Consider the following 13355-nt stretch of genomic DNA (forward strand, 5'->3'; position numbering starts at 1 on the left):
GCCCATGAGCAAGCCCCTGATGTACCTGTTGGCCGGCAACGGCAGCGCCGCCAATTGGTGGGATGACGCGCTGCCGCATTTTCAGCGTTACGACGTGGTGCCGCTGGAGCTGCCGGGCTTCGGCGCCAACCCGCAGCCGCCCTGCGAGGATCTGGCGGCTTATGCGCAGACCTTGTTGGCGATGACGCAAAAGGGCAGCGCGATCATGGCCGTCGGGGTCAACGCGTTGCTGGTGCTGCATGCGCTGCAACGTCGGCCCGGGCACTTTTCTCGCAGTGTTTTGCTGGCGCCGGTGGGCGCCTTTTTGTGGCAGCGCCGATTGCCGGCGCTGATGTCACCGCTGCCAATCCGCAGGTCCATTCATTGGCTACTGTCGAACAAACCCACGCTGTTTGCGCGCAAGTTCTCCAACCAGACCTGGACGCCCGCGCAGTATCAGCGCATGGGCGCCGGTTATGCGCGTTGCCGTGCGTTTGTGCCGCACTGGGATCTGATCCGTGCCGACACCGCGCTGCCATTGCTGGAGTGGATCACCGACCCGGTCGAGCTGGTCTGGGGCGATCAGGACAAGGTGCTCGGCATCGAGCAAGCGGCGGCATGGTCGGCGATTCTTGCGCGCGCAGATCTGACCATCAGCCTGAAACCCGGTTGGGGCCATTACCCGTGGATCGACGCGCCCGCGCAGTTTGCGCAGTGGCTGGAGTCGGGCGAGCGCGGCTTCGTCGCGCACACCAAGGGCGGGCGTTTGCGTCTGGCGGAACTGGCCCGGCAAGCGGTGCCGGCGGCGCTGACACTCAACGATTGCAACGACCCGCGACTACCGACCTTCCTCGCCAGCCAACCACAGGCGACCTGGGCGGTGCGTTCCTCCAGTTACGGCGAAGATCAGGCCGACTCGGCGAATGCGGGTTTGAGCACGACCTATCTGCACGAGCCGGCCGCCAACGTGCCGGCGCGCATTGCCGCGCTGACTGCCGAAGGTGTCGAGGAAGTGGTGGTGCAGCGCTTCATCACGCCGCAGGTGTCGGGCATCGCGTTTGTGCGTCATCTGTCGGTGGAACTCGAATGGGTTGAAGGTCATCTTGAGTCCCTTGCCGACGGCCAGATCAGCCCGGACCGAGCGACGCTTTCGCGGCTCGGCGATGCCTGGCGCAGCGGCACGTTCACGGCCGCCCACGGTTTGACCGAAGACGTGCTGTGGCGCTTTCTCCAGGACATCTTGCGGGTGTTCCACTACGTGCCCGGCGATGTCGAATGGGCCTGGGACGGTACGCAACTGTGGCTGCTGCAATACCGGCCGATCAGCGATTACGGCTGGCGCCGACACCTGACGGCCGCCAACATCGCCGAGATCCTGCCGCCGCAACCCAGTGTGCTGGTGGAGTACGCCCAGCGCCGGGCCGCTGCGAGCATTCCGGCGATCATGGCCCGTTGGGATGCGCGGGTGTTGCAGGACAACGAACCGTTCACGGCTGTATTTGGCGGCGCGTCCTACATCAACAACGACCTGTTTCTCGCACGGTTGGCCGACTGGGGCATCAGCGCCAGCAACTATGCCGGTGAAGTCGGCGGTGCGACCCCGCATCTGCCGTGGCGACCACTGCGGATGTTGCGTTCGCTGCCGTTGTTCCTGCGCATGCAGCGTATCGCACGCGGACATTTGCTGAGCCTTGAACATGGCTTGCAGCGCTTCGACCGGGAGCTGACCGACCTCGTCGCCCAAGGTGCTGACGGTCAGCAACTGGCCGACTGGTTCACGCGGTTTTATGTGTTCGTGGTGCAGGGCAATCTGTGCATCGCCACGGCGCTGGCCAGCAGCGGCGGGGACTGGCTGGGCCGACCACCCACCGCTTACGACAACCTGGAAAACAGCCCTCATCGGCTGCCGTGGGAGACCGATCCGGCCACACCTCGACCCGCGTCGAACGCGCTGCCCTTACAGGCCTTCCCGCAATGGTCAGGGCTGATTCGCCTCGCGCATTCAACCGGCCTGCCGGGCCTGCGTGGTTACTACCTGCAAGTGCGCGAGTGGTATCGCGACAACCTTATGCGCATCTTCTTCCGCCTGCATCACGCCATGCCTTTGGTGGATCGCGAACACTGGTTTGCACCGCACCCGGACATCCGCACGCGCGACGGCAGCTTCTGGCAGGACGGCCGCGAAGGTGCCGAACAGGCCACCGGGTTCATGATTTACCCGGGGCAGGTGCGCGGCATTCTTGGCGAAGACATCTTGCTGGAAGACACCCTCGATCCCGGGCGTCACGCGCACTATCAGGCAGCGCGGGCAGTGATTGCGCGGATGGGTGGGCGGTTGTCGCATGGTTCGACGTTGTTGCGGGAACTGCGCAAGCCTTCGGCGGTGATGCCGCAGGTGGATCTGGCGTGGATCGGGTGCGAAGTGTTGTATCGGGATGGTGAATTGGAATTGATGAATTCGAAGGATGTGAAGTGAAACGACTGTCGTTGATGTGTATGGCCTGGTTGCCGATGGCGAGCATGGCGATGGATGTGTGCAATTCCGAGTCTGATACCAAGCACTTTCTCTCTCAGTGGTCAGAGAGTCGAGATAACAAGCCTGACGACATACTTTCCGGCCTCCACAAGGACCAATTTTCTGTGGAGTACGGCAAGGTTGTGTACCGCGGTGATCTCAATGACGACGGTCAGGAAGACTTCATTTTCACCTCCTACTCAAGTCGCGGATCAGCGGGTGACTCAACCTTCGCCTTCCTGATCCAGTGCCATGGTTACTTGAAGCATGTCGGTGGAGATTATTTCGCCAGAGTGAAGGTCTTGGATGGTCCGCCCAAGAACGGCGGAGACTTCAAAGACATCGCAATCTATTCCTACGTCAGGGATAAGCGCGACCAGATCAGTTACATGGGAAAAGACGCATTGACTCGGCGTCATCTATGGCAATTCAACCCGCAGACACAGCGTTATGAAGGTCAGTCCGAGTAAGCCAACGGTTTTCACTGCAGTTATGGAGTTAGTACTTGAAAGGATTTTCGATTGTTCTCGGCAGCTTGCTGTCAGCTGCCAATTCCATGGCATTCGCCGCCGGTCCCGACTTCAAGGATTACGCCGTCACCCCCGTTTTCAGCGGCCCCAACCATGAACCGGTGCAGCAGGAACAAAGCAACCCGGTCATGGACAGCACCCGGGCGAAGATCCTGCAAGGCAAGGTCAACTTCGCCGGCCATTACATCCTGTACAGGTTCGGCTGTGGCGGCGGCGCCATTTGCGGCGAAGTGCTGGACGCCCAGACCGGTGATGTAGTTGGCGGTCTTCCGAATGCCTATGACGGCAGCACTTTCGACACGACGTATTTGCCCGATAGTCGCTTGATCATCATTTCAGGCGTCACGCTCGATGGCGAAGAAGACGCCCAGGGAAACCGCCTGGAAAACCGTAACCGGGATCGGTACTACGAATTTGTGAACAACGAGTTCCGGCTGCTTGGCATGACCGACGTGGAATCGCCGTCAATTGATGAGGAATGAGTGGATGAACCGACTACTCGCGGGCAGCCTTTCGCTGCTGCTCTCGCTTCCAGCTTTCGCCGCTCCCAAGGACGCCTACACCCAACGCGATGTCATGCAATGTGGCGGTGTTGAAGTGGTGATGGTTTCGACCTGCCGATCGGTGACGGTGGATGACGAAGAAACGCACCTCATCCCGGTCTGCTCCGATCAGACGATCAACATTGGCAGCAAAGTGTTGCGGCGCAATATCGACAAGGTTTCACAGCTCACGTCTGACGGTAAGAAAGCGAAGATGCTGAGTAATGTTGTCGTGGCGATGGATTGTGTGAAAGGCACCAAGGGCAGTCTTGTTTCGATAGGTGGCTACGGCGGTTGCGGTGCCTGTCCTGAATGGCGCGGCTATTACTCGACGGCGGGGCGATTGGAGCAATACAGCTTCGATAATGCCCAGCGCTCATTTGGTTCGAAGGGTTCCTGGGAAGAACTGATCAAGGTTTATGGCGTGACGAAGAGGCAGCTGCAGTCGGAAAGCCCCTCGGTGAAAAGGATCGACTATGGGCAGCCTTAAGTGGGTATTGATGATCGGCTGTCTTTTCGGAGCTATGAGCGCCTTTGCCGAGGACCCGCCAATAGTCGGCGTCAACGGGAACACGGTGTCATTTCGGGCTACAGAATGGACGATGCCTGGTGTGGATTCGGCGACTGCGTGGTTCACCGCCAATGGGAAAACCTTTCCGCTCTTTGGCGTCGATATTGGCGCCGATTCACATCCGGAGTGGCTCAGTCCTGACAAGAAAACTCTATTGCTCGACCCGGTGGTCTTCGGGATGTTGACGGAGGAGGACGGTAAAGAAACGCTGCATTCGCAACAGCATTGCGATGTGATTTCAATGGAAACAGGTTGCGTGCTGGCTGAGCGTTCTCCTCGCTTTTGTCTCGGCAAGTGGTTGGGCAATCAGTGGGTTTCCGAAGACGGCGAAGTGTTCACACCCGCCCTGGAGACCGAGTCTCCAAAGAACTTGTTGAAGTATGTCGTGGGCATCAAGTCAGCGCAGTCCCGCGCACAATCGATCGAATCGAACCTGAACTTTCTAAGTCCGGATTCCTACATGGCGTGCCATCCACCGGCACGTAATGTTCAAGCGTTCAACGACTGGGGTTTTTACCTGGCCGAGGGCGGTAACGATGAACTTGCGTTGAAGTTTTATCGCGGCGTTGAGGCCGTCGGAAAACGCACAGTACTGATGTTGAACATCGCCGATTCTCTCTGGCGCCTTGATCGCAAAGACGAAGCGCAGCGTTATTACAGCCAGTACCGCGACGCGATGAGCGCCAACGGCAAGGCGCAGAAAATACCTCAACGTGTAGTTGAGCGATCCGTCATTCAGGGAATGAAACATTGAACATATTTGTGCGCTTTATTGCGTTGTCCTTAGGCCTGCTGTCCGCTTCAATCGCGCTCGCTGAGGACACTTGCAAAGTCATCACTGTGAGCTGGCAATACGACGAATGTGTGGAAGCCGACCGCAAGAGTGCCGATGCAAAACTCAATGCCAGCTACAAACTATTGATGACTCGATTCGAGTCTCAATGGAAGCGTCAGCCAGAACAAGCGAAGGCATACATGGCCATGGCCAGAGACTCGCAACGCGCGTGGATCAAGTTGCGCGACACCACATGCCCTCTAGAAGCCATAGAGACTGAAACCGGATCCAAGGCATACACCACGCTGACCAATAACTGCATCGCCAGAATGAGTCTGGAGCGAGCCGCTTATCTGGACGCCGTCGCACCGGATGGTCCGAGTGAAGTGGTCGATGTCGCCAAGGTTTCCAACTCTGCTTCTCAACGCTTTGGTGATGTTGTTGCTCGTTACGTCACCACGTTTGGTAGTCCGTGCCTCGATGTGCAAATCCTTGCGCCAGAGGGTAATTGGAGGGTGTTGGCGTCCAAGCGCTTTTGCAGTTTTGACGGTAAGTCGTTCAGGTCGGGTTATAGCTATGCCGGGTTTGAAGATCACGTATTTGCGGACGACGGTTTGCACGTGACGCTTAGCCTGACAGATCTACGTCCTACCGGCGAAAAGCGCCTCGCCTATGTGATTCCGATTCAGAACGAGCAGATCAAAGAGCTGAAATGCGGTGCACCTGAATCATCGTGAGGCCACTCGCGCTGGTTTTTGAAGATTGATCAATTTGTCGATCAACAAGGAAGTAATGGAAGTGACCCGGTTCTCAAGTTGTGTGTGCATGCTCGTATCGATCATCGGTTTTACAGCACAACCGGCAGCAGCTGATGACCTGCAAACCATCAAGCAAATGCATCCGCCGGTGGTGGCATCGGTGGGCGAGCAGAAGATCACCGTGTTGTTCTTGAAGAACACGCTCAAGGGGCAGACGACAGGCGCCTACGTTCCCGGTGGCGAGGTTTTTTACACGACGATGAGTGCCACGAAGCCGGAACTCTCGTTTGTGGCGCCGCTCATGGGTGATGAAATCGCGTCGGTGTTTTTCTTTGAACGCAAATTTCCTGAGCGAGCGGGGAAATCCCTGTACGTGCTCACGAAGCTAAAAGAGTCATACAGTAACTTTGAAGGCTACACCTATTGGACGCTGGAATTGCCGCTCATCAGGCAGGGTGAGCAGTTGTCTTTGCGGTTTTTCCGAGGTGACCCGCCAGACCCCGAATTGCAGGACTGTCGCGACGGTCGAGACCTTGAAAACGGTGTCGATGTCGTGTGTGCCTACAAGGATGCAGCGAGTATCAAAAAGCGTCTGGCAGACCTTGATGCAAAGATCATTGCCGATTCGAAACTGCAACAGGAGATCCGCCAGAAAGCGTTAAAGACCGACGGTGACGTGACCAGTGCTGCGTGTCCCTCATCCGACTTCTCAACGTTCCTCTCAGCTTTCTCTGAACGCATAGATGTGCAGAAAGCATTCGTCCAGCAGCCGCTGAAAATGGTCACGACCGTGGCCGGTGATCCCGAGCCCGAAATGCAAAAAAGCAGCCTCAGCGGCGATCAGCTCAAGTTCCCGATCATTCCGGATCTGGCGAAGCGAGAGGCACAAGGCCTGACGTTGACCGTCAAGGAAGAGCAGCGTGATCACGCCGTCGCCATCCTGCAGAAACCGGATACCGATTATGTCTTCGAGTATCGGTTTGTTCGAGGGGCGTGCTGGGGGCTTGAAGAGGTTTTGGACTCTTCGCTCTAGCGCTTCGTAATCATCTGAACGGTTGCCATGCAGTTTTGTGGTTATCACCTACCGCTTAAGGAGCGACCAGTTTGAAGTATTTGTCTGTGATGCCTTTGGTTGCGCTATCGCTCTGTCCATTAGCTGCCTATGGGGAACTCACAACCGAGGTTCGCTGTTTTCGTTCGTTAGAAGGCAAGAACATCAATTTTGAGTTCAGGACGTATCACGACTCCGTGTCCACATGGGGCGGGGTGGGTGTCCGGTATAGGCAGTCCAAGCGATTTATTACGCTTGTGCATCGGAACACCGAGCAAGAAATCCTGGCAGAGGATCGACCCTATGAATTCACGACGACTTGGGTGGAGGTCTCCGAAGGTGCTCTGACAGGTGAGTATGAGATGGTCAGTCAGGGTGCCCGTGTCTACAGCATGGTCTACACGAACTACAAGTCTGGGAAGAAGTACTCATTCGAGGAAGATTTCGGGATAGATTTTTCACCTGAGACGGGTTGCCAGTGGTGATCCCGAAATCATGAGAAAAGGGGACTCAACGTCCCCTTTTTTCCGCCCGCGATTCAGCTACGGCTTGGTCTGATACTCCCGAAACTCAATGTGATCGAGCGTGCCTTCCACCATCAAGCGCACGCCGTCCGCCATTCTGCTCAGGCCCAGTGCCATCGAGCGGCGGGGGCCGTCGAGGTCGTCGGCCAGGTTGGCGGCGATGGCGCTGATGGACAGGAGGTCTTCGGAGGCGTTGGCCATGAGGGCTTCGGCGTCAGCGTTGGGGCAGAGGGCGAACAGGCCACCCAGGCGTTTGGGGCGTGGGGCGGTGGGTTTGAAATGGTGGTCGAGGGCGCGTTCGGCGGCTTCGTGGAGTTTCTTTGAATCGGGGGATTCGTAGGGGGAGGTTTCTGGGATTTCAGGAGGGTTGGGTGTTGGTTTGATCATTGGAATTTACCGATTGATGGAGCTAACAACCTCTCGCTTGCACTTCGAATGAGGTGGCAGCTGTGTATAGGTGTGCAAGACCGGTAATCGATGAACCCGGCAGACCCGAAGATCTCCCACACACAGCCGCCATAACGATTCGCGAGCATAAGAAAACACTCGGTGAATGGCTATAACTGATGTGCATCGATTCCGAACCTGCACGTTCGAGTCACCGATTTTGCGGTGACGGAAAGAGGTTATCGATGAACCCCAAGCTCGCCTAGTTCATGGACAGCGCCGTAGTTTGAAGGACATTTCCCAAGGATTTGCGGGGTAGAGGAACAAGAAACCACAGCCTTCGGCAGCTCCTACAGGAATGTGTTTCTTCAGGTGTAGGACGGGGGATGGTGTGACGCGGAGCGTCACGGGATGCATTCCCACGCAGAGCGTGGGAACGATCAGGTTCGAGGTCTGGAAATCGTGACTTGGTAGTCATCTGGCAGGAAAATCGCTGCATCGTCTTCTATCAGTCTTGGATAGTGGCGAATCCGCCCGAATCCCTTACACTCCCCCGGCCGTTCATTTTCCTTTTGAGGCTGTGCGCATGAAATTTCGTTTTCTTCTGTGGATGCTGGGTCTGTTGATGGGTAAGGCCAGTCGGACAAATCCTGCGTTTCAGCAGCAGTTGGGTGACAAGGATCTGGTGTTTCAGCTGCAGACTCTGGACGGGAAAGTGGCGCGGCATTTCGTGGTGAAAGACCAGCGCATTACCAGCAAGTCCGGGGTGGTGGCGGAGCCGGCGTTTGCGATTGCCTTTAAAGACGCGGCGTTCGGGTTTGCGACGATGCAGGCGAAGAACAAGCAGTTGGCGTTCATGCAGGGGATTCAGGATAAGTCGATCCAGCTCAAGGGCAACCCGGCGCTGGTGATGTGGTTTCAGGGGTTGATGAAGTATTTGAAGCCGTGGAAGGCCAAGCCGAAGGCATAGGTCTTTCAGGTAGCTTGCCGGCACAGTTCAGCGTTTTCAGCTGTCCGGTTCAGGGGGTTCGGTATCCAGTGGCTGGCCCCGGTATGTCTTGTATATCTGCTGGACTTTCGGGTTGTCCAGCTTCTCGTAAGTGATGTCTTCCTTGTCCAGACCATCCAGGCCTCTGATGCCGCTGATGGTCTCCGGCCACTCGTCACGACTGGATATGTCGACTACGAACGGGTTGAGGTAGTTATCGAGATGCCTTTCGCGAGGCTCCCGGATCTCGTCGCTGAGGGCCCGCAAGTAGTCGTCTTTGCTTGTCCTTGACCAGTCGATGGCGAACCCGGCTCGATAACAGAGTTCCATGAAGACCAATAGAATCGCGCGTCCATTGCCGTCCAGGAAGGGGTGTGCGAAAGCCAGCTGGCCCATCACTCCACCGGGATGGTCTCTGAAGCGTTTCTTGTCTGCTGCGAGCTTGAGCGCATAGTCGACAGACATTTTGATGGAGTCCGGGCGCTCGAAGACTGTGCTGCGAGGGTCGTCGAAAGAGCCCTTGAAGACCGCCAGATGGGGGACAAGCTCGTTCCGGTCTTTTCCTGCCCAGTGATAGAAGCCGGAGAACAGGATTTCGTGAACATTGAGTACAGTCTGGTAATCGATGGGCTTTTTCTTGGCCAGATAGGCAAGTGCCTCTTCGATACTCAATTCGAACGAAAGATGCTCTGACTCTTTTACTTCAACGGGATCTTTCAGTTGCAGCGAGTTTTGAAGATATCCAGCCGTCTCGAAGTCGCCGAATGGATCGAAAGTCATGCGCTACGTTTCTGTGCGCGCCTTTCCTGAAGATAGCGCCCTTGGAGCGCAAGGATTTCGGATTTGCTCAGAACGCCTTTTCTCTTGAGGTTGACGAGCAACTGTTCGATGCCATCCAGCTCGACGACATCGCCAGCCAAACGAGTAATCCCCACGGCCATACGACTCATGCCGTCACGTCTGGCCGTAACCTTGTTGTCTTTGGCTAGCTTGCGAACTTCGCTTGCAACGCTGACAGCATCTGTTTGGGTCATCGGAAATTCCTCTGTTTGCCGTCAAATCATAGCAGGGCGCTAGTTTGCTGTCGTTGCTGGCAAAGTGACCGAAATCGGTGGAACCAGGGCCATATCTGCAATCAAAAAAGGCCCTGGTTGGCGTTCCGAAGAGTGCTTTAAGCCTGGCTGAACTGCGAAGCCAGTTCACGCAACAGCACTTCTGCCTCAAGCACTTTGCTGACCACATCATTGGCCTTGTCGCGCGTCAGGCCAACGCGTTCCAGCAGCGCATCCGGAATGTCTTCATCCGGCCCGGAGCCAATCCCGCGACTGCGCAGCAGGCGCACGGCCAGGCAGACGAGGTTCGGGTATTCGGCGTAGGCACCGTCGTAGTTCGGGTCGTGCTGGAAGCGCAGGGCGGTGGCCAGTTCGTCCGGCATGTCCCAGTAGCGCATCAGCCAAGAGCCGATCTGTTCGCGGCTGATGCCCAGCAGGTGTTGCTCGACATAGCTGTGGCACAGGTGCGGATTGACCTCCAGGTGGCGGCAGATCAGCGAGAAGTGCGGCGGGAACACGTGGGCCAGCAGCAGGTAGCCGAAGTTGTGCAGCAGGCCGGCGAGGTAGGTTAGCCCTGCTTCCGGGCGCTGGGCGCGCGGCATGGCGCGGGTCAGGCCTTCGATGACAGCGGCGGTGTAGATCGACTGCTGCCAGTACGGCGTGGTGTGTTGCGGATGGTCTTTTGGCAGGCTCAGGGTCTTGCCGAGGGCCAAGCCCAGCGCCAGGTTGATCACCAGGTCGAAACCCAGCACGCGGACGATCGCGTCTTCCACCGAACGGATCTTGCCCGGCGAAGCGTAGTACGGCGACGCCGCCCAGCTCACCACTTGCGCGGCCAGCGCCGGGTCGGTTTCGACCACGCCGGTGATGTCGTCGATGGTGGCGTTCGGGTCGACGCGCAGCTTGATGATTTTTTGCGCGGTTTCGGCCAGCGGCGGAATCTCGATGGTCGCTTCCAGACGTTGCTGGATGCGCCGCGCGGTGAACGCCTGCACGGCCTGGGTGATTTCCTCGCGGTCATCGTCCGGGCGGTCGAGGTTCGGGCGGATGCTGCTCAGGGCTTCGCCGAAGTTGGCGGCGCTGGCCTTGGTCAGCATGGTCTTGAAGTCTTCGCTGGCGATTTCCAGCAGCAGGCCCGGCTCGCCGGAGTTGATCAGCAGCTTCGGCTCGCGCAGCAGGCTTTCTTCGTAGAGGCACGGCGAGCTGGTCAGCGCCGGCAGGCCCGGCAGCAGGCTCAGGCTGTGTTTGCCGAGCATCTTTTCCAGGCGCTCGGTGGACACGGCGGTCAGGCGACGGCCCGTCAGCTCGGCGAGGCGGTTGAGATCCAGCAACTGACTCTGTGGAAACAGCACCATCAGCGCACCGACCGCGTCGTCCAGCAACACGGCCTGCACTTTGCGCGAGGCATTGAGGCCGTGGTGGTCGAGCACTTCTTCGTAGGCGACGCCCAGCTTGTTGAGCAGCAGCCGAATAACAGACGGAGCGTGCGGGGATTCGGGGGCGAGAGCAGCTTCGGTCATGGTCTGTATCCGTTTTTGAAACAATTGCTGGAGTATAACCAGCTTGGTTGGAACGAGCTTTGAGAAACTGCGACGGTGCTCACACTTGGCCGTATTGCTGCCCGTGTCTCAGCCATCGGTCGAGCAGCGGGCTGACGTGGGTGGGCCAGCGTTCGAGCAAGGCCTGGGCGGCATCGCGCACGGCGGGCAGCAGATCGGCGTCGCGCATCAGGTCGGCGACCTTGAATTGCAGCAGGCCGGTCTGGCGGGTGCCGAGCATTTCGCCGGGGCCGCGCAGTTCGAGGTCTTTTTCGGCGATGACGAAACCGTCGTTGGTCTCGCGCATGATGCCCAGACGCTGGCGGCCGATCTGTGACAACGGCGGATGGTAGAGCAGCACGCAATGACTGACCGCGCTGCCCCGGCCGACGCGGCCGCGCAACTGGTGCAGTTGCGCCAGACCGAGGCGTTCGGGGTTTTCGATGATCATCAGGCTGGCGTTGGGTACGTCGACACCGACTTCGATCACGGTGGTGGCGACCAGCAATTGCAGGTTGCCGGCCTTGAATTCGGCCATGACGGCGGCTTTCTCGGCGGGTTTCATGCGGCCATGGATCAGCCCGACCTTCAACTCGCCGAGGGCGGCGGTCAGGTCTTCAAAAGTGGTTTCGGCGGCCTGACAGGTCAGCTCTTCGGATTCTTCGATCAGCGTGCACACCCAATAGGCCTGACGGCCCTCGGCGCAGGCGCTGCGCACCCGTTCGATGACTTCGACGCGGCGGGTGTCGGTGACCAGCACAGTGTTGACCGGGGTTCGGCCGGGCGGCAGTTCATCGAGGATCGAGGTGTCGAGGTCGGCGTAGGCGCTCATCGCCAGCGTCCGGGGAATCGGCGTGGCGGTCATGATCAGCTGGTGCGGGCACATGCGCCCGCCGACGCCTTTCTGCCGCAGCGCCAGACGCTGTTGCACGCCGAAGCGGTGTTGTTCGTCGATGATCACCAGCGCGAGGTTCTTGAACTGCACTTCGTCCTGGAACAGCGCGTGGGTGCCGACCACCATCGGCGTGCCGCTGGCGATCTGCTCCAGCGCAGCGACGCGGTTCTTGCCCTTGAGCTTGCCGGCCAGCCACGCCACGTCGATGCCCAGCGGTTCGAGCCAGCGCTTGAAGGTGATGAAATGCTGTTCGGCGAGGATCTCGGTCGGCGCCATCAGTGCGACCTGATAACCCGCCTCCAGCGCTTGCAGCGCAGCGAGGGCGGCGACCACGGTTTTACCCGCGCCGACGTCGCCCTGAATCAGCCGCAGCATCGGTTCGTGCTGGCTGAGGTCGTAGGCGATTTCGTTGCCGACTCGCTGTTGCGCACCGGTCGGGTTGAAGCCGAGGTTGGCCAGGTATTTCGCCGGCAGCTTGGTGGCTTTCGGCATCGCCGGCGCACGAAGGGAACGCATGCTTTCGCGCAGGCGTTGCTGGGACAGTTGGTGAGTCAGCAGTTCTTCGAAGGCCAGACGATGCTGGGCCCAGTGATGGCCGAGGGCGAGTTCGTCGACGTCGGCATCGGCGGGCGGGTTGTGCAGGTAGCGGATCGCGTCGGCCAGCGGCGCCAGTTGATAGTCGCGGGCCAGTTCGGTCGGCAGCCAGTCGGGCAGGGTGGCCGGCTTGAGCAGGGTTAGCGTCTGCATGCACAACTGGCGCAGACGGGCCTGGGTCAGGCCTTCGGTCAGCGGGTAGACCGGGGTCAGGGTTTCATCCACCGGTGGCGGTTCGTCGCCGTTGATGGCGCGGTATTCCGGGTGGTAGATCTCCAGCCCCGAAGCGCCGGGCCGTGCTTCGCCATAGCAGCGAATCCGCGTGCCGCGCTTGAGGCCTTCTTTCTGCGCGTTGCTGAAGTGGTAGAAGCGCAGGCTCAGTCCGCCGGTGCCGTCTTGCAAACGTACGACCAGGCTGCGACGACGGCCCATCACCACGTCGGCGCCGCTGACGGTGCCTTCGACCACGGCGTCCTGCCCCGGCCGCAACGCGCCGATCGGCACCACGCGGGTGCGATCCTGATAACGCAGCGGCAGGTGGAACAGCACGTCCTGGAGATTTTCCAGGCCGACCTTGGCCAGTTTCTCGGCCATGGCTTCACCGACACCCTTGAGTGCGGTGACCGAGACCTGCGACAGCTCCGTCATGACGCTGA

Annotated in this window: 13 protein-coding genes; 8 read left to right on the plus strand and 5 right to left on the minus strand. The window is 58.9% G+C overall.

Annotated features, from left to right (window positions below; all coding sequences use genetic code 11):
• Positions 1-4: 4 nt before the first annotated feature.
• From AC1Q9F_RS16180 to AC1Q9F_RS16210, 7 genes are all read left to right on the plus strand, one after another.
• Complete coding sequence (locus tag AC1Q9F_RS16180) at positions 5-2455, plus strand: PEP-utilizing enzyme (RefSeq protein WP_492620233.1); 2451 nt, start codon at positions 5-7, stop codon at positions 2453-2455.
• On the plus strand, positions 2452-2964 hold the full coding sequence (locus AC1Q9F_RS16185; protein WP_256580563.1) for a hypothetical protein: 513 nt from the start codon (positions 2452-2454) through the stop codon (positions 2962-2964). The genes AC1Q9F_RS16180 and AC1Q9F_RS16185 overlap by 4 nt, the downstream gene beginning before the upstream one ends.
• An 86-nt stretch (positions 2965-3050) precedes the next feature.
• Positions 3051-3506: a hypothetical protein gene (locus tag AC1Q9F_RS16190; RefSeq protein WP_492620347.1), complete on the plus strand. Its 456-nt coding sequence runs from the start codon at positions 3051-3053 to the stop codon at positions 3504-3506.
• Between the two features lie 4 nt (positions 3507-3510).
• Positions 3511-4056: a hypothetical protein gene (locus AC1Q9F_RS16195; protein ID WP_492620232.1), complete on the plus strand. Its 546-nt coding sequence runs from the start codon at positions 3511-3513 to the stop codon at positions 4054-4056.
• A complete protein-coding gene (locus AC1Q9F_RS16200) occupies positions 4043-4891 on the plus strand; it encodes a tetratricopeptide repeat protein (RefSeq protein WP_492620231.1) in 849 nt (282 codons plus the stop codon). The genes AC1Q9F_RS16195 and AC1Q9F_RS16200 overlap by 14 nt, the downstream gene beginning before the upstream one ends.
• Positions 4892-4893: 2 nt before the next feature.
• The gene (locus AC1Q9F_RS16205) at positions 4894-5649 is read left to right on the plus strand and encodes a lysozyme inhibitor LprI family protein (protein ID WP_492620346.1); all 756 of its coding nucleotides are present in this window, start codon (positions 4894-4896) and stop codon (positions 5647-5649) included.
• Positions 5650-5683: 34 nt separating this feature from the next.
• Entirely contained in the window at positions 5684-6703 is a 1020-nt protein-coding gene (locus AC1Q9F_RS16210; RefSeq protein ID WP_492620230.1) for a hypothetical protein, read from the plus strand.
• A gap of 560 nt (positions 6704-7263) precedes the next feature.
• On the opposite strand, the gene AC1Q9F_RS16215 is transcribed toward AC1Q9F_RS16210, so the two are convergent.
• On the minus strand, positions 7264-7632 hold the full coding sequence (locus AC1Q9F_RS16215) for a DUF6124 family protein (RefSeq protein WP_492620229.1): 369 nt from the start codon (positions 7630-7632) through the stop codon (positions 7264-7266).
• Positions 7633-8218: 586 nt separating this feature from the next.
• Between AC1Q9F_RS16215 and AC1Q9F_RS16220 the strand changes: the two genes are divergently transcribed.
• Positions 8219-8602, plus strand: a complete 384-nt coding sequence (locus AC1Q9F_RS16220) for an SCP2 sterol-binding domain-containing protein (RefSeq protein ID WP_492620228.1) — start codon at positions 8219-8221, stop codon at positions 8600-8602.
• Positions 8603-8638: 36 nt separating this feature from the next.
• On the opposite strand, the gene AC1Q9F_RS16225 is transcribed toward AC1Q9F_RS16220, so the two are convergent.
• The 4 genes from AC1Q9F_RS16225 to recG form a co-directional block, all read right to left on the minus strand.
• Positions 8639-9400 (minus strand): Fic/DOC family protein, encoded by a 762-nt coding sequence (locus AC1Q9F_RS16225; protein ID WP_492620227.1) that lies wholly within the window; start codon positions 9398-9400, stop codon positions 8639-8641.
• On the minus strand, positions 9397-9654 hold the full coding sequence (locus AC1Q9F_RS16230) for a hypothetical protein (RefSeq protein ID WP_085731368.1): 258 nt from the start codon (positions 9652-9654) through the stop codon (positions 9397-9399). The genes AC1Q9F_RS16225 and AC1Q9F_RS16230 overlap by 4 nt, the downstream gene beginning before the upstream one ends.
• Before the next feature lie 137 nt (positions 9655-9791).
• On the minus strand, positions 9792-11192 hold the full coding sequence (locus AC1Q9F_RS16235; protein ID WP_114886341.1) for an aminoacyl-tRNA deacylase and HDOD domain-containing protein: 1401 nt from the start codon (positions 11190-11192) through the stop codon (positions 9792-9794).
• A gap of 79 nt (positions 11193-11271) precedes the next feature.
• Positions 11272-13347: an ATP-dependent DNA helicase RecG gene (gene recG / locus AC1Q9F_RS16240; RefSeq protein WP_011336566.1), complete on the minus strand. Its 2076-nt coding sequence runs from the start codon at positions 13345-13347 to the stop codon at positions 11272-11274.
• Positions 13348-13355: the final 8 nt, after the last annotated feature.

Source organism: Pseudomonas sp. GW823-FHT04A03, assembly GCF_058796615.1.